A 21,180-nucleotide genomic window follows, 5' to 3' on the forward strand; every position below is an offset into this window, starting at 1 on the left:
GGATTAGCCGGCGTCCGCCCGGTACACGGTGCGGCCGCGGACCACGGTGCGCAGGCAGGCGGGCAGCGGGTGGCCGGGGGTGAGGTCGGGCAGGCCGGGGGTGCCGGAGCGCGGGTCGGTGGACCAGCCGGCCACCCGGGAGTCCGGGGCCTGGACGACCAGCTCGTCGGCGGCCCAGATCGCGTAGCTGGCGATCGCGCCGGGGACCAGCACGCCGTCCTGGTCGCGGCCGATCGCGCGCCAGCCGCCCCGGGTGTGGGCGGTGAAGGCGGCGCGGACCGAGATCCGGTGCTCCGGGGTCCGGTGGAAGGCGGCGGCCCGGACGGTGCCCCAGGGGTCGAGCGGGGTGACCGGGACGTCCGAGCCGAAGGCCAGCGGGACGCCGGCCCGCAGCAGCGCGGCGAACGGGTTGAGCGCGGCGGCCCGCTCGGCGCCGAGCCGCTGGACGTACATGCCGTCCGGGCCGCCCCAGGTGGCGTCGAAGGCGGGCTGCACGGAGGCGGTCAGGCCGAGCTCGGCGAAGGCGGCGACGGTCTTGTCGTCGAGTGCCTCGGCGTGCTCGATCCGGTGGCGCAGCGCCCGCACCCGGTCGGCGCCGAGCCGCTCGCCGGCCGCCCGGACGCCGTCGATCACGGCGGCGATCGCGGCGTCGCCGATGGCGTGGAAGCCGGCCTGGAGCCCGGCCTCGGTGCAGGCGGCGACGTGGTCGGCGACCTGCTCGGCGCTCAGGTAGGAGGTGCCGGTGTGGTCGGCGTCGGCGTAGTCGGCGTGCAGGCAGGCGGTGTGCGAGCCGATCGCGCCGTCCACGAAGAGGTCGCCGCCGGCGCCGACCGCGCCGAGCCGGCGGGCGGTCTCGACGCCGCCGCGCTCGGCGAGCTCGCCCCAGTAGCCGAACACCTCGGGGCCGGTGCCCTCGGCGGCGAGCTCCAGCAGGGCGGCGAGGTCCTGCTCGGAGGAGATCTCCGGGCCGGCGCACTCGTGCAGGGCGCCGATGCCGAGTTCGGCGGCGCGGGCCAGGGCGGCGCGCTGGGCGGCGCGGCGCTGGTCGGCGGTGAGGTGGGCGAGCGCGGCCTTCCGGACGGCGTGGTGGGCGTCGCGGGTGAGCGGGCCGTCGGCGTGGTGGCCGGGCCGGTCGGCGAGGCCGTCGGTGAGCTCGCGCAGCGCGCTGGTGGCGAGCGCGGAGTGCACGTCGGTGCGGGAGAGGTAGACGGCGGCGCCCCCGGCGGCGGCGTCCAGCTCGGCGAGGGTGGGCGGGCGGCCCTCGGGCCAGCGGGTCTCGTCCCAGCCGTGGCCGATGAGCACGCCGTCGGGCCGCGGCCGGGCGGCGACGAAGGCGGTGAGCGCGTCGAGGGCGGCGGCCAGCGAGGGGCTGCCGGTGAGGTCGAGCCCGGTGAGCGCGAGGCCGGCGGAGGTGGCGTGCACATGGGCGTCGACGAAGGCGGGGGTGACCAGGGCGCCGTCCAGCTCGACGATCTCGTCGGCGGTCTGCGCGTACGCCTCGGCGGCCCCGTCGCTGCCCACCCAGGCGACGTGCTCGCCCTCGACGAGCATGGCGGTGGCGAAGGGGTCGGCGGGGCTGTAGACGGCGCCGCCGCGCAGCAGGACGGTCCGGGGGGTGCGTTCGGTCATGCGACCTAGTCTGCACCCCCCGGCGGGCCGTCCTGCCGACGGCCCCGGCGGCCCGTTCAGAGCTTGGGGGGCCGGGCCTCGTACGGGGTGGAGAGGACGACGGTGGTGCGGGTGGAGACGCCGGCGGCGCTGCGGATGCGGGCCAGCAGGTCCTCCAGGTCGCCGGGGGCGCCGACGCGGACCTTGAGGATGTAGTTCTCCTCGCCGGCGACGCTGTGGCAGGCCTCGATCTCGGGCAGGCCGGCCAGTCTCTCGGGTGTGTCGTCCGGCGCGCTGGGGTCGAAGGGTTTGACCGAGATGAACGCGGTGAGCGCCAGGTCGACGGCGTCCGGGTCGACGATCGCGGTGTAGCCGCGGATCACTCCGCGCTGTTCGAGCCGGCGCACCCGCTGGTGCACCGCCGAGGTGGACAGGCCGGTGGCCTTGCCCAGGTCCGTGTAGCTCATCCGGCCGTCCTTGAGGAGCAGCTGGACGATGCGTTGATCGAGATCCTCCACAAGGCGCAAACCTACCCCCCTCGGGGGCGCGCGGACCGCAGGGGTGGGCGCGCACGGTGCGCACGGGGCGCGTGGGGTCAGGGTGCACCGGGTGGCGACCCCGGGGGGCGTGCGGAGTGCGAGAGCGGCGCACACGGTGTCACCCGGGGCACGACGGGGTGCCGTACGGGCACATGCCGGACGAATGTGGCGAAGACCACACCCGGTGCATCACAGTGCGACGACCCGCAGGGTTATGAGTCCGCATCGGCGGGAAGTGCTGGTTGTGGCCCCGGGCGACCACGCCGGGCCCGATCCGAGGGGGATCACCAATGCGCGTTACCGACGAGCGCCCGACGGGCGCGGACGACGCCCACGATACGACCGACCGCGAGGACCTCGCGGTCCCCTACGACGCCGCACCGGGGGTCGATCCGGGCGAGGCCGACACCTGGGAGATCTTCCGGGTGCACTGCCCGGCCTGCCGGCGCCCGATCGCCCTGGTGGGCGACGAGGAGCGGCTGCCGCAGCACGCCGTCCTGCCGAAGGCCTGGCACCCCTTCTCCCCCGCGCTCTGCCCGGGTTCGGGTGCGGCGACGGACGACCTGGCCGAGGTGGAGAGCGCCGAGGACGCCGAGCCGACCGGGCTGGCGGCCCTGCTCGCGCTGCCGTCCGAGCTGGACTGGCGCACCCAGCCGTTCTCGCACGCGCTGGTGCACCGCCCGGTCCGCCGGACATCCGCGCCGGCCATCCCGGAGCAGCGCAGCCGGTTCTTCCGGCGCTGAACTCCCACTCCTCGCACGGGCGCTGACGAGCCGTCATGAGACATGAACGCCCCCGGGCGTCACTCCGCACCCTGGAGTGACGCCCGGGGGCCGTTTGCCGGGGCGCCCCGGGGCGCCCGCGGGGATCAGCCCTTGGTGAGATGGCGGCCGATCACCAGGCGCTGGATCTGGTTGGTGCCCTCGACGATCTGCAGCACCTTGGCCTCGCGCATGTAGCGCTCGGCCGGGAAGTCCTGGGTGTAGCCGTAGCCGCCGAGCACCTGGACCGCGTCGGTGGTCACCTTCATCACCGTGTCGGTGCAGAACAGCTTGGCCATCGCCGCCTCCTTGGAGAACGGCAGGCCGGCGTCGCGCTTGCGGGCCGCGGCCAGGTAGAGCGCCCGGCCGGCCTCGATCTGGGTGGCCATGTCGGCGAGCATGAACGACAGGCCCTGGAAGTCGGCGATCGGGCGGCCGAACTGGCGGCGGGTGCGCGCGTAGTCGACGGCGAGGTCGAGCGCGGCCTGGGCGACGCCGACGGCGCAGGCCGCGATGCCGAGCCGGCCGGAGTCCAGCGCGGCGAGCGCGATCTGGAAGCCCTGGCCCTCGACGCCGACCAGCCGGTCGCGGGAGACCCGGGCGCCGTCGAAGTGCAGCTGGGCGGTCGGCGAGGACTTCATGCCCATCTTGTGCTCCGGCGGGGCGGCCGACAGCCCGGGCTGGGTACCGGGGACCAGCAGGCAGCTGATGCCGCGCGAGCCCTCCTCGCCGGTGCGCACCAGCGCGCTGTAGAAGTCGGCCTGGCCGCCGTGGGTGATCCACGCCTTCGTGCCGCTGACCACGTACTCCTCGCCGTCCAGGTCGGCGCGGGTGCGCAGGGCGGCGGCGTCGGAGCCGGACTGCGGCTCGGAGAGGCAGTAGGCGCCGAGCTGCTCGCCGGAGAGCATGCCGGGCAGCCAGCGCTCGCGCTGCTCGTCGGTGCCGAAGGTGGCGAGGGCGTGGCAGGAGAGGGTGTGCACGCTGACCCCGAGGCCGACGGCCAGCCAGCCGGCCGCCAGCTCCTCCAGGACCTGCAGGTAGACCTCGTAGGGCTGGTCGCCGCCGCCGTAGCGCTCGTCGTACGGGAGCGAGAGCAGGCCGGCCTCGCCGAGGGTGCGGAAGACCTCACGCGGGAAGCGGCCGGCCGCCTCGTCCTCCGCGGCGCGCGGCTGCAGCTCGCGCTGGACGAGGTCGCGGGTGAGGTTCAGCAGCTCACGGGCCTCCTCGCTGGGCAGCTGGCGGTCCACGGCTTTCGCAGGGGAGGGGGTCATAGCGGCGGTTCGCCTCCTCGGTCGTGCGCCGGCCCCGGGGTGTGGTCGGGCCCGCGCGGGGTGTGGCAGCCCTGCCCGACCGGCACCGGATTGCGGTGAACGGTCGTTCACAGGCGTGGCGAAGTGAGTATGCCCGATCCCGGCGCCGCCGTCACGACCTGCACGGCATCACTGTCCGTATCGGCGCACGGCCCCCCGTAGGGTTGACGTTGTGGCTTATTCCGAGACTCCCGCGGCCCCTGTAGTGGACCCCCGCACCCGCCCGGACCCGACCGGCGGCCTGGTCGGCGGCCCGGCCGGTGACGCGGCCGGTGACCTGGCCGGGCTCGCGGCCGGGCTGCGGGCGCTACCTCCGGCCTGCGGTCCGGTCCGGCTGGTGGCGGTGGACGGCCACGCGGGCTCGGGCAAGACCACCTTCGCCGGCCGGCTGGCGGCCGCGCTGGGCGGCGCACCGGTGGTGCACCTGGACGACCTGGCGACGCACGCCGAGCCGTTCGGCTGGACCGAACGCCTGCGCGCCCAGGTGTTCGAGCCGCTGGCGGCGGGGCGGGACGCCGAGTACGCGGTCTACGACTGGACGCTGCGCCGGTTCGCCGGCACCGCCCGGGTGCCGCTCGCGCCGGTGGTCCTGGTCGAGGGGGTCGGCGCCGGCCGCCGCGCGGTGCGCCCCTGGCTGAGCCGGCTGATCTGGATGGAGCTGGACGCCGCGGCGGCCCGGCGGCGCGGCGAGGAGCGGGACGGGCCGGAGCTGGCGGAGTTCTGGGCGGGCTGGGCGCGGGCCGAATCGGCACATTTCGCCGCCGATCCGAGCCGGGCGTCGGCCGCCACCCGGGTCGACGGAGTGACCGGGCGAATCATCCCGAGCACCGTCGGTGAACCTTCAACCAAGCCCTTGACCTGCGGCGTCACCAGGAAATAGGTTTCCCTCCGTTGACGGAATAGTTGATTCCGCAACCTCGGACCCGGCATCCCCGGCTTGTTCCCCCGTGAGCCGGGGGTGCCGTCCGACACCTCCCCACCGGTTCCGGCCACCGCTCAACGGCCGCCCGCCCGATCGGTTTTGACATCGCTCGGCACCCTTCCGGATCAGCGCCGCGCCGGTACGATTCCTCGCAGGCGCATATGCGCCTTGGGGGCATGACGACCACCGGCCGGCTCCGCACACCGCCGCCGGCCGAGCCCCGAGCCACACCGCGGGGGGCGTGAGTGACGACGGTGGAGAGTTCCGACGGCAACAACGCGGGCGGCCCGGCACCGAACCGGCTCGCCGACCGCGCCTGGCTGCGTGCCATGGACGCCTACACGGCCGGGGCGTACTCCCGGGCCGAGGAGGAGTTCCGGGCCGCGGTGCGGCTCGACCCGGGCATGGCCGACGCCTGGCTCGGCCTGCACGCGCTGCGCAGCGACACCTCCGGCGCGCTGCTCGCGATGTACCGGCACCAGAAACGTTTCGGCGAACAGCGCCGACGGCACGGCCGGCCGCTCAGCTCCTGGTACTGGCTCGGCTGGTGGGTGCAGCCGGTGCTGGAGGACACCCGGGACCTCGCCCTCGCGCACGCCTCGCACTGGCTGGACGGGCGTCATCTCACCGAGCTGGACCAGGCGTTGGAGCAGTGCCCGGCCCCCGGCGAGGACCCGTCGGCGCGCTTCCTGCACGCCTGCCGCTCCTACCTGCTCAAGGACTGGGAGCAGCTGATCCGGGACACCGACCGGCTGCTCGACGACCCGCTGCTCGGCATCGAGGCCGGGCTGTTCGCCGGCATGGCGCGGGTCCGGCTGGACATGTGCGCCCAGGCCCAGGCGCCGCTGGCCGCCTCGCTCGCGCGCTGCCGCTCCGAGCAGCCGCAGCGCAAGGAGCTGCGGTACTGGCTGGCCCGCGCGTACGAGGGCGCCGGACGCACCGCAGCCGCCTTGCCGCTCTACCGGGCGGTGCACCGGGCCGACCCCGCGTTCATGGACACCGCGGCCCGGCTGGCGGCGATCTCGGCGGAGGACGGCCTGGCCGACTCGCTGCTGGAGGCCGCCGGGGGCGGCCGCGAGACGGGACGCGGCACCGGGCCGGAGGAGGCGCCGGACCAGGGCGGGCTCGACCCGGCGGGCTTCGACCCGCTCGACCCGCTCGGCCCTCTCGACCTGGACGGGTCGGGGCCCGATGTCCCGCTCGGGGCGGACGGGCCGCTCGGGGCGGACGCCTCCTGGGGCGTCGACGCGCTCGACGCCGGGCCGGAACCGCAGCCCGACCCGGGATCGGGACCGGCACCGGGCGACGAGGCCCACCCGGCCGTGCCGACCGCGGCCGGTGCCGACAACAGACCGGGCGGCGGAGCCGGCACTCCCCCGCTGACCGCCGGCCAGCGCTCCGGTTCGACCGCCCCGCAGCCCGCCCAGGCCTCCTCCGCCACCCCGGCGGCGGCCCGCGGCGAGGCCCTGCCGCGGCTCGCGAACGCCTACACCGCACTCGAACGCGAGGGCGACCAGGCCGAGTTGGACGCCGCACTGGCCGAACTCTCCCGGATGGTCGGCCTGGAGCCGGTCAAGCGCCAGGTCCGGGCGCTCTCCGCCCAGCTGCGGATGGCCAGGCTGCGCGCCGAACAGGGCCTGCCGGTCCAGCCCCCCAAGCGGCACTTCGTCTTCTCCGGCCCCTCCGGCACCGGCAAGACCACCGTCGCCCGGATCCTCGGCCGGGTCTTCCACGCCCTCGGCCTACTCTCCGGCGACCACCTGGTGGAGGCCCAACGAGCCGATCTGGTCGGCGAGTTCCTCGGCCAGACGGCCGTCAAGGCGAACGAGCTGATCGACTCGGCACTGGACGGCGTGCTCTTCATCGACGAGGCGTACAGCCTCTCCAACTCCGGCTACAGCAAGGGCGACGCGTACGGCGACGAGGCGCTCCAGGTGCTGCTCAAGCGCGCCGAGGACAACCGGGACCGGCTGGTGGTGATCCTGGCCGGCTACCCCGAGGGCATGAACCGGCTGCTCGCCACCAACCCCGGCCTCAACTCCCGTTTCACCACCCGGGTCGACTTCCCCAGCTACCGCCCGGGCGAGCTGACCGCGATCGGCGCCGCGCTGGCCGGCCAGGACGGCGACGACTGGGACGAGGACGCCGCCGAGGAGCTGGCCTCGATCTGCACCCACGTGGTGCGCGAGGGCTGGATCGACGAGCTGGGCAACGGCCGGTTCATCCGCACCCTGTACGAGAAGTCCTGCGCCTACCGGGACCTGCGGCTCACCCTGCTGCGCGAGCCCCCCGGCCGGGAGGACCTCGCCACCCTGCGGCTGCCGGACCTGGTGCAGGCGTACGGCGAACTGATCGACGGCCGGGGCTGACCCGGGGGCCCCGGCCGTCGGGCGGATCGGTGGGGCTCAGTCCAGGACCTTCGCCTCCAGCTCCGGGTCCAGGCCGACCTTCGGCCGGTCCGGGCGCTGCGGCGCGGTGCCGCCGATGGCGGTCAGCCAGGCCCAGGTGTCGGCGGCCGTCCCGGCCACCGGCCGGCAGCGCAGCCCGGCGGCCAGCGCCTTGCGGACGTCCGCGCCGTGCATGGTGTCGTACAGCTCGCCCGGCGGGATCCAGACCGGCAGGTGGCTCCAGGGCTCGACGCCGGCCGCCAGGATCCGCTCCGGGTCGGTCCAGCGCAGCTCGGCGGTCGAGCCGGTGGCGGCCACGCAGGCCTCCAGCAGCTCGCCCATGGTGCTGTGGCCCACCGGGGAAACCAGGTCGTACGGGCCGCCGAGGCCGGCCGCGAGGGCGTCCAGGGTCCAGGCGGCCAGGTCGCGGACGTCGATGAACTGCACGGCGGCCTCGCGCGGTCCCGGGGCGAGCACCGGGCCGCCCCGGGCGATCCGGTTCAGCCACCAGGGCAGCCGGCCGATGTTCTCGTACGGGCCGAGGATCAGTCCGGCCCGGACCAGCAGCGCGCGGTCCCCGAAGGCGTCCAGCACGGCCAGTTCGCCGCCCCGCTTGGCCTCCGGGTACGGCACCTCACCGTCGTCCGGCGAGCCCTCGACCACCGGCGCGCCCTCGTCGGCCCCGGCCGGGGCCGGGTAGGCGTACACCGAGCGGCTGGACACGTACGCATAGCCGCCGGTGACCCGGCCGGCCAGCAGCCGGGCGCTGTCGCGCACCGCCGACGGGGCGCCGGACCAGGTGTCCACGACCGCGTCCCACTCCCCCTCGGCCAGGGCCGCCAGCCCGCCCTCGGCCGTCCGGTCCCCGTGCCGGACCCGCGCCCCCGGCGGGGCGGGGTGCGTCCCCCGGTGGAAGACCGTCACCTCCCAGCCCCGTTCCGATGCCGCCTCGGCGACGGCCCGCCCCACGAACTCCGTACCACCCAGCAGGAGAAGTCTCATGCCGACCACCCTGCACAGCGGGTGGTCGGCATGGGAACAGCCGAACGCTCACAGCGGAATCGCCCACAGCGAAAGGGAACCGCCCGGCCGGAGCGAACCGGCCGGGCGGATGGTGCCGAGGCGAATCGGGCAGGGCGAATCAGGCAGGGCGGATCAGGCGGGGCGGATCAGCCGGAGGGCGTCAGGCCGCCGAGCGGTGGTCCGGGTCGTGCACCTCGCCGACCAGCTCCTCCAGCACGTCCTCCAGCATCACCACGCCGAGCGTCCGCCCGTCCTGGTCGAGGACGGCCGCCAGGTGGCAGGCGGCCCGGCGCATCGCGCCGAGCGCGTCGTCCAGCGGGAGGGTGCCGCGCAGCACGGTGATCGGCCGCCAGAGGCGGGCCGGGACGGGCGCCGTCGGGTCGTCGACGTCCAGGATGTCCTTGAGGTGCAGGTACCCCAGGTAGCCGTGGCCGGCCGGGTCGCCGTCGGTGACCGGGAAGCGTGAGAAACCGGTGCGCAGCGCCAGCTCCTCGACCTGCCCGGCGGTCACCTTGGTGTCCACGGTGACCAGCTGCTCGGGGGTGAGCAGGACGTCGGTGACCGGGCGGCGGCCCAGCTCCAGGGCGTCCTCCAGGCGTTCCTGGCGGTCCTTCTCCAGCAGACCGGCGTCCCGGGAGTCGGCGAGCAGGTACATCAGCTGCTCGGTGGTGAAGACCGACTCCACCTCGTCCTTGCCCTCCACCTTGAACAGCTTCAACACGCCGTTGGCGAAGGAGTTGAGGAAGGAGATCACCGGGGCGAGCCAGCGGGCCAGCCGGTCCAGCGGCGGGCCGAGCCAGAGCGCGGCCTTCTCCGGGCCGGCCAGCGCCATGTTCTTCGGCACCATCTCGCCCAGCACCATGTGCAGGTAGACCACGACCGCCAGCGAGATGCCGTACGACAGCGGGTGCATCAGGCCGGACGGGATGCCGATCGCGTGGAACGGGCCCTCCAGCAGGTGGGCGATGGTCGGCTCGGCGAGCGCGCCCAGGCCCAGCGAGCAGACCGTGATGCCGAGCTGGGCCGCGGCCAGCATCGCGGAGACGTTGGAGAGCGCGTGCAACACGGTGCGGGCGCGCTTGTTGCCGGCCTCGGCGAGCGGTTCGATCTGGCTGCGCCGGACCGAGACCACCGCGAACTCGGCGCCGACGAAGAAGGCGTTGCCGAGCAGCAGCAGGACGGCGACGGCCAGTTGGAGCGCGGTCATCGGGTCCCGTCCTCGTCGTCGTCACGGCCGAACAGGTGGTGTCCGCCGGTGCGTTCCACCCGGACCCGGCTGGTCCGGTGCCGGTCCACGGCCTCCACGGTGAACCGCCAGCCGGGCAGCTCGACCTGCTCGCCGGGGGCGGGGAGCTTGCCGAGCAGGTCGGTGACCAGGCCGGCGAGCGTCTCGTACGGGCCGTCGGGGGCGTTCAGGCCGAGCGCCTCCAGCTGGTCCAGCCGGGCGCGGCCGTCGGCCAGCCAGGCGGGCTGCCCGTCGACCGGCGGCAGCTTCTGCAGCTCGGCGGTGTCGGCCGGGTCGTGCTCGTCCTGCACCTCGCCGACGATCTCCTCGACGATGTCCTCCACGGTGACCACGCCGGCGGTGCCGCCGTACTCGTCGACCACGATGGCCATCGGCTGGAGCCGGCGCAGCTGGTCCAGCAGCCGCTCGGCGGGCAGCGTCTCGGGCACCAGCAGCGGCGGGACGGCGAGCTCGCCGACCCGGACGGTGGCGCGCTGCGCGGCCGGCACGGCCAGCGCGTCCTTGAGCGTGACGGTGCCGGTGACCTCGTCCAGGCTGTCGGCGTAGACCGGGAAGCGGGACAGGCCGGTGGCCCGGGTCAGGTTGAGGACGTCGGCGGCGCTGGCGTCGCTCTGCAGGGCGGACACGTCGACGCGCGGGGTCATCACGGACTCCGCGGTGAGGTCGCCGAGGCCGAGGGTCCGCACGAACAGGGTGGCCGACTCCTCGTCTATCGCGCCGGCCTTGGCCGAGTGCCGGGCCAGCGAGACCAGCTCGGCGGGGGTGCGGGCGTGGTCCAGCTCCTCCTGCGGCTCGATGCCGAAGGCGCGCACGGCGCGGTCGGCCGAGCCGTTCAGGACCCGGATCAGCGGGCGGCAGACCCGGGAGAACCCCATGTGCGGCGCGGCGACCGCGCGGGCCACCTGGAGCGGCCGGGAGATCGCCCAGTTCTTCGGGACCAGCTCGCCGATCACCATCTGGACGACGGTGGCGAGCAGCATGCCGATGATCACGGCGGCCCCGCGGGCCGCCCCGTCGGGCAGGCCGACACCGGTGAACACGGGCTTGAGGAGGACGGACAGCGCCGGTTCGGCGAGCATGCCGACCACCAGCGAGGTGACGGTGATGCCGAGCTGGGCGCCGGAGAGTTCGAAGGAGAGGTGCCGCAGGGCCTTGGAGACCCGGCCGGACTTGGCGTCGCCGGCTTCGGCGGAGCGCTCCACCGCGCCGCGCTCGACGGTCACGAAGGCGAACTCGGCGGCCACGAAGAGGCCGTTGGCGAGGATGAGCAGGAGGGCCGCGAGCAGCAGCAGCCAGGCGGTGATCACAGTGCCGCCTGCCTTCCGGCGGTCGGAAGTGGGGCGGCGTTGGTACTACCGGACGGATCGTCCATGGACGGGGGGTGTCACTCCTCAGGTCGATTGCGGGCGGGGCGGTGGTGTCTTTGCCCCGCTTTTACCAGCGTAGACCATACCCGTGCGACCGTCGGATCCACGTTCGGACCCGCCCGGGACGGTGCCGGGCGGGTCCCGGTCGGGCGCGGGCGGGTGCGGTGGGGGTTCCGGGAGGCGGGCTCAGCCGCCGTGGCGCTCGACCAGGTCGCGCAGCGCGCGGGCGTCCGCGATGGCCTGGTTCTTGCCGACCCCCGGCTGGATGCCGACGGCGGCCAGCGAGGTGCCGTCGGCGAGGTCGAGCGAGGCCCACGGGTCGCCCTGGCGGAAGTTGACCCCGACGATCTCGGCCCAGGCCAGCCGACGGCTGCGGACGAAGTTGACCACCGTGACGCCCTCGGCGTCGGCGCTCACCCGGGGCCGGGCCAGCATCAGGCCGACCGAGGCGAAGAACACCCCGCTGAGCGCCATCAGGACGCGGTCGTTGAACTGCCAGGTCGCCGGGAGGGCGAAGGCCAGCACGGCGAACAGCACCACCAGCAGCGCGCAGACCGGGAGCAGCACGGCCCGGGTGCGGCGCGGGGCCCAGGTGACGGGGAACTCGGCGGGGGTGGACACGGGGCGCTCCGGGGTGGTTCGACGGGTCGGACGGCGAAAAGGGTGGGGACGGACCGAATCGGCGTCCCCACCCTATTCAAGCGGTGCTTACCCCGGCGGCCGGGGGCGGAGGGTGGTTCAGAGGCGGCAGGCGTGGATGTTGGTCACCAGGATCGCCCGGGCGCCGATGCCCCACAGGTCGTCCATGATCCGCTGGGCCTCCTTGCGGAGCACCATGGCGCGGACCGCCACCCAGCCCTCGGTGTGCAGCGGCGAGACGGTCGGCGACTCAAGGCCCGGGGTGAGCCCGACGGCGGCGCCGACGTGCTCGGCGCGGATGTCGTAGTCCATCAGCACGTAGCGGCGGGCCACCAGCACGCCCTGCAGACGGCGCAGGAACTGGTCGACGGCCGGGTCCTCGCCGGCGCCCTTCGGGCGGATCACCACGGCGTCGGAGACCAGGATCGGCTCGCCGAACACCTCCAGGCCCGCGTTGCGCAGGCTGGTGCCGGTCTCCACCACGTCGGCGATCACGTCGGCGACGCCCAGCTGCACCGCGGTCTCCACCGCGCCGTCCAGCTTGGTGACGGTGGCCTTCACGCCCTGGTCGGCGAGGTGCTGCTCGACCAGGCCGGTGTAGGAGGTGGCGATCCGCAGCCCCTCCAGTCCCTGCACGTCCTGGACGTCCACGCCCACCGGGCGGGCGAAGCGGAAGGTCGAGCCGCCGAAGCCGAGCGCGAGGACCTCCTCCGCGTTGGAGTGCGAGTCCAGCAGCAGGTCCCGGCCGGTGATGCCGACGTCCAGGCGGCCGGAGCCGACGTAGACGGCGATGTCACGCGGACGCAGGAAGAAGAACTCGACCTGGTTGCCCGGGTCGACCAGGACCAGCTCCTTGGCGTCCTTGCGCTGCCGGTAGCCGGCCTCATGGAGCATCTCCGCCGCGGGACCCGAGAGCGAACCCTTGTTGGGGACGGCGATGCGCAGCATGGAGGTCAGTTCCTTACCTGTTCGGTGGGGAGGGAGTGCGGTTTCTTCTGGGCCGGGACTAGAGGTACTTGTAGACGTCGTCGAGCGTCAGCCCACGGGCGACCATCATCACCTGAAGGTGGTAGAGGAGCTGGGAGATCTCCTCGGCGGTCTGCTCGTCCGACTGGAACTCGGCGGCCATCCAGACCTCGGCGGCCTCCTCGACGACCTTCTTGCCGATCGCATGGACGCCCTGCTGGACGAGCTGCGCGGTACGGGAGGACGAGGGGTCGCCGGTGGCGGCCTTCTGCTGGAGCTCGGTGAAGAGCTCCTCGAATGTCTTCGAAGCCATGATGGGGCCACCTTACGGCGTGCGGGCACACGGGCGGTAAACGATCCCGGACCGTGGACAGTCCGGTGGACGTCCACGGTCCGGGACCGTGCGAACCGCGAGGGGTGTCAGAGCGCGCGCAGCGTGGCGGCGGTGGCGACGGCCGCGGTGACCGCCTCGTGGCCCTTGTCCTCGGCGGAGCCCGGCAGGCCCGCGCGGTCCAGTGCCTGCTCCTCGTTGTCGCAGGTCAGCACGCCGAAGCCGACCGGCACGCCGGTGTCCACGCTGACCTGGGTGAGGCCGGCGGTGGCGGCCTGGCAGACGTAGTCGAAGTGCGGGGTGCCGCCGCGGATCACCACGCCGAGGGCGATCACCGCGTCGTAGCCGCGGTCGGCGAGGCGCTTGGCGGCCACCGGCAGCTCGAAGGTGCCGGGGACGCGCAGGACGGTCGGCTCGGCGACGCCCAGCTCCTTGAGGGCGCGGTGGGCGCCGTCCAGCAGGCCGTTCATCACCTGCTCGTGCCACTGGGCGGCGATCACGGCGACCTTGAGGTCGGCGGCGTTGTCGATGGTCAGCTCGGGGGCTCCGTGGCCGCTCATGTTCCGGTTTCCTGTTCTTCGTACGGGGCGGGGTGGCTGGGTTCGGGCGGGTTCAGGAAGGTGCGTTCAGGAACCGAGGCCGGGCAGGTCGTGGCCCATCCGGTCGCGCTTGGTCCGCAGGTAGCGCAGGTTGTGCTCGCCGGCCGGGATCTCCACCGGCTCGCGGCCCTTGACCTTGAGCCCGTGCTCGGTGAGCGCGGTGAGCTTCTCCGGGTTGTTGGTCAGCAGGGTCAGCGAGCGGACCCCGAGGTCGCAGAGCATCTGGGCGCCGATGCTGTAGTCCCGGGCGTCCGCCGGCAGGCCCAGGTCGAGGTTGGCGTCGACGGTGTCGCGCCCCTGCTCCTGGAGCTCGTAGGCGCGCAGCTTGTGCGTCAGGCCGACGCCCCGGCCCTCGTGGCCGCGCAGGTAGAGCACCACGCCCCGGCCGGCCTCGGCGACCCGCCGCAGCGAGGCCTGGAGCTGCGGGCCGCAGTCGCAGCGCAGCGAGCCGAAGACGTCCCCGGTCAGGCACTCGGAGTGGACCCGGACCAGGACGTCCTCGCCGTCCGGGAGCCGGCCGTCCGCGTCCAGGCCGCCGGCGACCAGCGCGAGGTGCTCGACCCCGTCGATGGTGCCCCGGTAGCCGACGGCGGTGAACTCGCCGTACTCGGTCGGCAGCGAGGTCACGGCGGCCCGGTCGACGTGCAGCTCGGTGCGGCGGCGGTAGGCGATGAGGTCCTCGATCGAGATGATCGCCAGGCCGTGCTCCCGGGCGAAGGCCACCAGCTCCGGCAGCCGCGCCATCGTGCCGTCGTCGTTCACCACCTCGGCGATCGCGCCGGCCGGCGCCAGCCCGGCCAGCCGGGCGAGGTCGACGGCGGCCTCGGTGTGGCCCGGACGGACCAGCACGCCGCCCTCGACCGCGCGCAGCGGGAAGACGTGCCCCGGGCGGGCGAGGTCGCCGGCCTCGGTGCCGGGCGAGGAGAGCAGCCGCACGGTGCGGGCCCGGTCGGCGGCCGAGATGCCGGTGGTGACCCCCTCGCGGGCGTCCACCGAGACGGTGTAGGCGGTGCCCTTGCGGTCCTCGTTGACCTGGGTCATCGGCGGGAGCTTGAGCCGGTCCAGCTCGTCGCCGGTCATCGGGGTGCAGATGACGCCGGAGCTGTAGCGGATGGTGAAGGCCATCAGCTCGGGGGTGGCGGCGGAGGCGGCGAAGACGATGTCGCCCTCGTTCTCGCGGTCCTCGTCGTCGACCACGATCACGGCGCGGCCGAGCGCGATGTCGGCGATGGCCCGCTCGACCGGGTCGAGGACGAGGTCGAGGTCGTCGGCCCCGTTCTCGGTCTGCCGCGCGGTCTGCGTCTCGTGCTGCTGCTCGGTCATGCGGAGGCTCCCTGGAGGGCGTGGTCGGTCGCGGGGCGGGCGGTGCGGCCGCGCAGCCACCAGGCGCGCAGGCCGAGCAGGACCAGGACGAAGTAGACGGAGTAGGTGAAGCCGGAGAAGACCAGGCCGTTGTTGAAGGCGAGCGGCACGCCCACCAGGTCGACGGCGACCCAGGCGAACCAGAAGTCGACCCAGCCGCGGGCCTGGGCCACCATCGCGGCCAGCGTGCCGACGAAGATGTAGGCGTCCGGCCAGGCGTCCCAGGACAGCTGCGGGTAGACGGTGAAGAGCGTGCCGACCGCGAGGGTGCCGAGCGCGGTGCCGCCGATCAGCAGCGCGCGCTCCCGGCCGGTCGCGAAGCGCACGGCGACGTCGCCGTCGCCCTGCTTGCCGCGCTGCCACCGGGTCCAGCCCCAGACGGCGGCCAGGATGACGACGAACTGCTTGCCGACGCCGCCGCTGAGGTGGGCGGACCAGTAGGCGCCGACCAGGATCACCCCGGACAGCAGCTGGACCGGCCAGGTCAGCCGGGACCGGCGCCAGCCGAGCGCGAGCGCGGTCAGGCCGAGCAGGTTGCCGATGATGTCGGAGCGGTAGACGTCCTGGCCGAGCAGGTGGATGGTGCCGTTGAGCCAGTTCACTTGCTCTCCCCCGTGGTTTCCGCTGCGATGCCGGGCTCTGCTGCGATGGTCGGCGGGAGCGTGCGGGACTCCAGCAGCCGCTCCACGTACTTGGCGAGGACGTCGACTTCGAGGTTGACGCTCTCGCCGACGGTCTTGGCGCCGAGCGTGGTCAGCGCGAGGGTCGCCGGGATGAGGCTGACGGTGAAGCTGTCCCGGGCCGCCTCGACCACGGTGAGGCTGACGCCGTCGACGGTGATCGAGCCCTTCTCCACCAGGTAGCGCGAGATGGACTCCGGCAGCGAGAAGCGCAGCACCTCCCAGCGGAGCTCGCCGGCCGCGTCGCGCTGCCCCGGTTCGCGGCTCAACAGCCGCCCGGTGGCGTCGACATGACCCTGCACCAGATGACCGCCGAGGCGCGCGCCGAGCGCCATCGCGCGCTCCAGGTTCACCCGTGAACCGGGCTTCAACTCGCCCAGGCTGGACCGGTGGAGCGTCTCGGCCATCACGTCGGCGCTGAACTCGCCGGTGTCGGCGGCCAGTTCCTCGGGGCTGTCGACGACGGTCAGGCAGACGCCGTTGACCGCGATGGAGTCGCCGTGGTGCGCGCCCTGACAGACCACCGGGCCGCGCAGGCGGATACGCGAGGAGTCGCCGATCTCCTCGATCGACACGACCTCGCCGAGCTCTTCGATGATGCCGGTGAACACCCGGGTTCTCCTCGCGCTTAGGGGCGCGGACTCCGGGGTGGTGGCACGGGAGAGGACACGGACGGGCGCAGGTTCGCGCGGGGTGCGCCGGACCGTCGACCGATCACCGGACCCGTCACCGGGGCCGCCGTCGAGCCGAACAGCCGGAAGAGGGGACCCCTTCCGTCACACACCGCCTCCCACGGTCCACCGGGGGACCACGGGTACTGCTTCTCTCGTCCGCCGCGCACGCCTCCCATCCGGACTTTAACCGTCGGTCCAGGAATTTCACCTGGTCAACCGGCCGCTGGCTGCGGACGGGTCGCGGACTGTAACCGCCGGTTCGGATTTTCACCGACCCCGGAGTGCGCTGAACGTCACTGCTACTACTGACGTCATTGTGCCATGATCCGCGCGAACCGAGGGAGAGGCATTCGCTGTGGCCTCTTTCACGTGACGGGCGGGAATGGCCGGCCGGCCGATCGGGGTTCTGATCAAGCTTGGACTCAGGCTTCGAGCAGGGTCACTTCTTCGCCGTGGCGGCGCTGCTGGGCGGCGTCCCAGTCGCCGGTGCAGTAGACGGAGAGCCGGACCACCGCGTCGTCCCGGACGTCCGCCCGGAACAGCTCGCGGCAGTACCAGGGCTGTCCGTCCTGGGACCAGCGCTCCTCGATCTCCAGGACGAAGCCGGTGGCCGTGCGGTCCAGGCGGTGGCGCGGGACGGTGCCGGGCGCCGGGTGGCCGTTGCGGCGCAGCGCGACCAGTCCGGGGATCCCGCGCGCCTGGAGCCGCCAGTACGGGACGGTGAGGTCGCAGAAGACCTCCGGGTGGAAGAGGCCGTCCGGCGGGGTGCCGGTCTCCAGGAAGGTGATCAGGAGGGCGGCGAGGCGGTCGGTGGCGGGCGTGGTGGGCGCGGGGGTCAGGGTGGTGGTCATGGTGGGCGCTCCTGGCATCAGGCGGGAGCCTGCGCGGTGGCGGCGAGGTTGCGGCCCACGACGGCCATGGTCCGTTCCAGCGCCTCGGTCGGGCTGAACTCGATCAGTTCGGTGCCCGCGAAGATCAGCGGCAGATGGCCGGGCGCGCCGTAGTAGGCGTCGCCCGCCCGGTAGACCTCGTCGTGGTCGGCGTAGCGGAAGACCACCTTTCCGGTCACCACCACGCCCCAGTGCGGGCTCTGGCAGCGGTCGTCGGGCAGGCCCGCGAACAGGGCACCCGGGTCCAGGTCCGCCTTGTGGGTCTCGAAGCCGACGATGAACCCGTCGAGTTCGGCGTAGCGGCCCTCGATCACCGGCTCGTCCAGGGTGAGCTCGGCCTCGGCCTTGGAGATGCGGGGCATGACGTCCTCCTCGGTTGCGTCCCCCAGGGTGTTCCGACTCCTGGGGCGTGAGGAACGGCCGCACGATGTGAGGTCCCGGCTGTCAGGTGTGCCACCGGACAGGCTGTTCGGGCCGGTAGACGCAGAGTGTCCCGGTGTGGACGGCGTTGACGAGGTGGCGGCCGAGGGCCGGGTGAGCGCGTGCGATCCGTTCGATCGCCGTGCGGATGCGGGCCGTCACGGCGGTACGGGCCCGCTCCGCGGCCGAACCGGTCCGGCGGACCCGCCCGCCCAGGCCGTACGCGGCGGCCAGCTGGCCGACCAGTGCGTCCCGCTCGACCGCGATCCGGGCCGAGCGCTCGGCGTCCCCGGCCGCGTCCGCGTCCGCCGCCTCCCGGTCCAGCTCGGTGAGCCGGTGCCGGTAGGCGGCGCGGGCGGTGGCGTCGATCAACTCGCCGGTGTCGGCGGGCTCGTGGAGGTCATCGGCGCGGGCCCCCAGGGCCGACGGGGCTGACGGGGCGGTGGTGGCGAGGTCGAGTGCGGGGACGGGTGTGCCGGGGCGGGCGAGGAGTACGGCGAGGTCGCGCAGGCCCTTGCTGTCCGGCAGCCGGACCTCCTGGCCGGCGAACCTGATTTGCCACAACTCACCCTGGAGGACGAAGAGTTGATCGCCATCGGACCGGGCCGTCGCGGGTGGTTCGGCGGGCGCGGATTCGTGGGTGATCCGCTCGGCCAGGCGCGCGGCGCCGAGGGCGTGGGCGGTGGCCAGCGCGGTGGCGAAGTGCCGTTGGGCGGCTGGACGTTCGCCGAGGACGGTGGCGAGCAGGCCGAGGTGGCGGTCGACCGGTCCGCGGACCGCCGCGCCGATGCCCTCCACCACCAGCAGGCCCGCGTACGGTGCCAGCGCGTCGTACACCGTGCGGGCGAGGCCGGTCGCCCCATCCGGCGCCGAACTGCCGAGCAGGGCAAGGGTTTCGGCCACCTGCGCCAGCATCGGCAGCCACTCGCTGTCCACCGGGGCACCGGACAGCAGCGGCCCGACGGCCGCGAGCCGGTTCCCCGCCTCCGCGAGGTCGCCGCGCTGGGCGGCGAGCAGCGCGAGCGTGACCCGGGGCCACACCCCCGGCTCCGCCTCCAGGGCGGCCACCGCGTCGAGCAGCGCGGCCACCTCCTCCGGCGGGCCGCCCGACTCGGCCAGCAGGCACCAGCGTTGGGTCGCCGCGAGGACGGCCGCGTTGGCGCTGTCCGCCCGGCGTCCCAGTGCCTCGGTCTCCGCCAGCGCGGCCCGGCAGTCCTCCACCCGCCACTCCAGCAGCGCCCGCATGCCGCGCCAGAGCGGCACGTACCAGCTGTAGAGCGGCCGGTCGAGGGCGCGGGCGCCGGCCTGGTACGCCCGGATCTCGGCGTCGACGTCGGCCAGCCGGCCGAGTTCCAGCAGGGCGACCAGGCGGAGGCGGCGGCCGAGGAGTTCGAGCTCCCGGTCGGGCTCCGGCAGGCTCCGGGCCAGCGCCACGATCTCCTCCGCCCAGCCCCGCCGCGCCGCACAGTCCGCCGGCCCGGCCCGCGCGTCACAGAGCGCCGACAGCGCATACCCGAGCACCGCCGCATCCCCCGCCGCTCGTGCCACGTGTACGGCCTCCTCGGCAAGCACCAACCGCTCCCGGTCGGAGGCGAGCTGCGACGCCGCAACCGAAAGCCGCGCGGTCACGGCGGCGAGGAGGGGGAGGTGGGCGTCGGTGGGGGAACGGTCGTCGAGCGGGGGGAGGTAGGGGGCCGTGGAGGGACGGTCGCCGAGCGGGGGGAGGTGGGCATCCGCGGGGGAACGGTCGCCGAGCGGGGGGAGGTGAGGGGCGGCGGTGGCGGCGACTCGGGGCCCCTCGCCGAGCGGGGAAGGACGGGGATCGGCGGCGGCCGCGTGGGGACCCTCGTCAGGCAGGGAAGGATGCGGATCGGGGGCGGCCGCGCGAGGACCCTCGCCGCGCGCGGGCAGGCGGGGACCGGCAGGGCCGACTGCCGAGCGGCCCTCGTCGAGCAGCCTGGTGCGAGCCTCGGTGAGGAGGTCGATCTGCGCCCGGTCCAGCAGGTCGACCTCGAACCCGGCCGGGCCGGAACCGAGCCCCAGCGCGGCGCGGGCGAGCAGATCCGGCCGACCGGCCCGGCGGGCGGGCGCCGCCGCGGCGAGGAACGCCTCCCGCGCCTGCCCCCGCTCCCCCGCCCCGAGCCACACCGTCCCGAGGCCGACCAGCAACTCCGCCCGCCGGGCGAGCGCGGAGCGCTCGGCGGCAGCGGCGGTGGAAGCAGGCCCAGCCGCAAGTGCCGGGCCGGCTTCGGGGCCAGCAGCGGCGGGCGATGCCAGGTCGGTCTCCGCATCGAACAACAGGGGCGCCGACGCGTCGGCGCCGGGCGGAGCCTCACGCGACGCGGCGCCGGGCGACGGCGGTGTTGGGGTGCCGACGGTGAGCGCGGGCGCGGGTGAGGTGGGCCCGGGGTGGGGGGCCAGGGCGGTGAGGGCGCGGGTGTACCAGTGGGCGGCGGCTTCGAAGGCGAGGAGGGTGGCGGCCTGTTCGGCGGCGTGGGTGGCGAGGTCGACGGCGTGGGGGGCGTGTTCGGGGCCGGCCAGGAGGAGGTGGTGGGCGGCTTCGGCGGGGCCGGTGGTGCGGCCGCGTTCGGCGAGGGTGGCGAGGATGGTGCCGGCGCGGGCGTGCAGGGCGGCGCGTTCGGCCGGGGTGAGGGTGTCGTACACCGCCTCGCGCATCAGGTCGTGGCGGAACGCGCCGCAGCCGGGCTCGACCAGGGCGAGCAGGCCGTCGGCGGCGGCCGGGGCGAGCAGGTCGCGCAGCGATTCCAGCCGGACGGCGGCGACCTCGGCGAGCACGTCGAGGTCGAACCGGGTGCCGAGGACGGCCGCCGCGCCGAGGGTGCGGGCGCACTCCCCCGGCAGTTCGGCCACCCGGGCGGCGACCGCGGCCCGGACCGAGGTGGGGAGCGCGGCCCCGCCCCCGGCCCCGGACCCGCTGCCCTGGCGCAGGAGTTCGGTGACGAAGAAGGCCTCGCCGCCGGTGCGGTCGAGCAGCGCGCGGACGGGGGTGGCGGCCCCGGCGGCGGCCCGCAGGGCGCGGACGTCCGCCTCGGTGAGCGGTCCGATCGGCAGCACCCGCCCGGCCCGCAGCAGTCCGGCGCGTTCGGCGGTGCGTCCCCGCCAGGCGCCGTCGTCGTCTCGGGCGGTGGCGAGCAGCAGGACGGGCGCGGTGTGCAGGGCGGCGGCGAGTTCGCGGAGCAGTTGGAGCGCGGAGGCGTCGGCCTCGTGGACGTCGTCGAGGACCAGCAGCAGCGGCTGTTCGGCGGCGGCGGTGCGCAGTAGGGCGGCGAGGTCGTCGCCGAGCCGTTCGCGGGCGGCGGTGGCGGTCCGGGTGCCGGGGAGGGCGCGCGGGTCCTGGCGAGCCCGGCCGGGGGCCGGGGGGCCGGCGAGGGCGCGCAGGCCGGGCGAGGTGCGGAGCAGGCGGCCGCAGGCGGTGTCGGTGGCGGCGAGTTCGCG

19 protein-coding genes and 1 riboswitch are annotated in these 21,180 nt (G+C 74.6%); of the genes, 3 read left to right on the forward strand and 16 right to left on the reverse strand.

The features are described 5' to 3' along the window. Positions 1-3: 3 nt before the first annotated feature. A complete protein-coding gene (locus AB0N76_RS20515) occupies positions 4-1,629 on the reverse strand; it encodes an amidohydrolase (protein ID WP_363558912.1) in 1,626 nt (541 codons plus the stop codon). Between the two features lie 56 nt (positions 1,630-1,685). Beyond that, entirely contained in the window at positions 1,686-2,126 is a 441-nt protein-coding gene (locus AB0N76_RS20520) for an Lrp/AsnC family transcriptional regulator (RefSeq protein ID WP_363558913.1), read from the reverse strand. Between the two features lie 311 nt (positions 2,127-2,437). On the opposite strand from AB0N76_RS20520, the gene AB0N76_RS20525 reads away from it, so the two are divergent. Continuing rightward, complete coding sequence (locus AB0N76_RS20525) at positions 2,438-2,890, forward strand: hypothetical protein (RefSeq protein WP_363558914.1); 453 nt, start codon at positions 2,438-2,440, stop codon at positions 2,888-2,890. Between the two features lie 125 nt (positions 2,891-3,015). Here AB0N76_RS20525 and AB0N76_RS20530 read toward each other — a convergent pair whose 3' ends face one another. After that, a complete protein-coding gene (locus AB0N76_RS20530; protein ID WP_363558915.1) occupies positions 3,016-4,179 on the reverse strand; it encodes an acyl-CoA dehydrogenase family protein in 1,164 nt (387 codons plus the stop codon). Between the two features lie 316 nt (positions 4,180-4,495). Here AB0N76_RS20530 and AB0N76_RS20535 point away from each other — a divergent pair, with 316 nt between their 5' ends. Continuing rightward, positions 4,496-5,098, forward strand: a complete 603-nt coding sequence (locus AB0N76_RS20535; protein ID WP_363558929.1) for a hypothetical protein — start codon at positions 4,496-4,498, stop codon at positions 5,096-5,098. Positions 5,099-5,469: 371 nt separating this feature from the next. Next, on the forward strand, positions 5,470-7,509 hold the full coding sequence (locus AB0N76_RS20540) for an AAA family ATPase (RefSeq protein WP_363558930.1): 2,040 nt from the start codon (positions 5,470-5,472) through the stop codon (positions 7,507-7,509). A gap of 36 nt (positions 7,510-7,545) precedes the next feature. Here AB0N76_RS20540 and AB0N76_RS20545 read toward each other — a convergent pair whose 3' ends face one another. The 13 genes from AB0N76_RS20545 to AB0N76_RS20605 form a co-directional block, all read right to left on the reverse strand. Beyond that, positions 7,546-8,529, reverse strand: a complete 984-nt coding sequence (locus tag AB0N76_RS20545) for an NAD-dependent epimerase/dehydratase family protein (RefSeq protein WP_363558916.1) — start codon at positions 8,527-8,529, stop codon at positions 7,546-7,548. Between the two features lie 181 nt (positions 8,530-8,710). Beyond that, positions 8,711-9,757, reverse strand: coding sequence for a hemolysin family protein (locus AB0N76_RS20550; RefSeq protein WP_363558917.1), 1,047 nt, complete (start codon positions 9,755-9,757; stop codon positions 8,711-8,713). Beyond that, on the reverse strand, positions 9,754-11,103 hold the full coding sequence (locus AB0N76_RS20555; RefSeq protein WP_363558918.1) for a hemolysin family protein: 1,350 nt from the start codon (positions 11,101-11,103) through the stop codon (positions 9,754-9,756). Before AB0N76_RS20555 ends, AB0N76_RS20550 begins: the two co-directional genes overlap by 4 nt. Before the next feature lie 246 nt (positions 11,104-11,349). Continuing rightward, positions 11,350-11,784, reverse strand: a complete 435-nt coding sequence (locus AB0N76_RS20560) for a PH domain-containing protein (protein WP_363558919.1) — start codon at positions 11,782-11,784, stop codon at positions 11,350-11,352. Between the two features lie 117 nt (positions 11,785-11,901). After that, the gene (gene hisG, locus AB0N76_RS20565; protein ID WP_363558920.1) at positions 11,902-12,750 is read right to left on the reverse strand and encodes an ATP phosphoribosyltransferase; all 849 of its coding nucleotides are present in this window, start codon (positions 12,748-12,750) and stop codon (positions 11,902-11,904) included. 58 nt (positions 12,751-12,808) lie between these two features. Next, positions 12,809-13,081, reverse strand: a complete 273-nt coding sequence (locus AB0N76_RS20570) for a phosphoribosyl-ATP diphosphatase (protein ID WP_030306151.1) — start codon at positions 13,079-13,081, stop codon at positions 12,809-12,811. A 107-nt stretch (positions 13,082-13,188) separates the two neighbouring features. Further along, entirely contained in the window at positions 13,189-13,659 is a 471-nt protein-coding gene (gene ribH / locus AB0N76_RS20575; RefSeq protein ID WP_363558921.1) for a 6,7-dimethyl-8-ribityllumazine synthase, read from the reverse strand. A gap of 66 nt (positions 13,660-13,725) precedes the next feature. After that, a complete protein-coding gene (locus AB0N76_RS20580) occupies positions 13,726-15,021 on the reverse strand; it encodes a bifunctional 3,4-dihydroxy-2-butanone-4-phosphate synthase/GTP cyclohydrolase II (protein WP_363558922.1) in 1,296 nt (431 codons plus the stop codon). Beyond that, positions 15,018-15,662, reverse strand: a complete 645-nt coding sequence (locus AB0N76_RS20585; RefSeq protein WP_363558923.1) for a nicotinamide mononucleotide transporter family protein — start codon at positions 15,660-15,662, stop codon at positions 15,018-15,020. Before AB0N76_RS20585 ends, AB0N76_RS20580 begins: the two co-directional genes overlap by 4 nt. Further along, positions 15,659-16,351 carry a riboflavin synthase gene (locus tag AB0N76_RS20590; protein ID WP_363558924.1) on the reverse strand — a complete coding sequence of 231 codons (693 nt, stop codon included), beginning with the start codon at positions 16,349-16,351 and terminating at the stop codon, positions 15,659-15,661. The genes AB0N76_RS20585 and AB0N76_RS20590 overlap by 4 nt, the downstream gene beginning before the upstream one ends. A 223-nt stretch (positions 16,352-16,574) precedes the next feature. Next, a riboswitch (FMN riboswitch) is annotated at positions 16,575-16,702 on the reverse strand. 134 nt (positions 16,703-16,836) lie between these two features. Beyond that, positions 16,837-17,265: a hypothetical protein gene (locus AB0N76_RS20595; RefSeq protein WP_363558925.1), complete on the reverse strand. Its 429-nt coding sequence runs from the start codon at positions 17,263-17,265 to the stop codon at positions 16,837-16,839. 17 nt (positions 17,266-17,282) lie between these two features. Continuing rightward, entirely contained in the window at positions 17,283-17,666 is a 384-nt protein-coding gene (locus AB0N76_RS20600) for a hypothetical protein (RefSeq protein ID WP_363558926.1), read from the reverse strand. A gap of 82 nt (positions 17,667-17,748) precedes the next feature. Beyond that, the coding region (locus AB0N76_RS20605) for an AAA family ATPase (RefSeq protein ID WP_363558927.1) at positions 17,749-21,180 on the reverse strand (3,432 nt) is incomplete at its 5' end.

Origin of the sequence: Kitasatospora sp. NPDC093806 (assembly GCF_040683335.1) — a bacterium.
Classification (GTDB): domain Bacteria; phylum Actinomycetota; class Actinomycetes; order Streptomycetales; family Streptomycetaceae; genus Kitasatospora.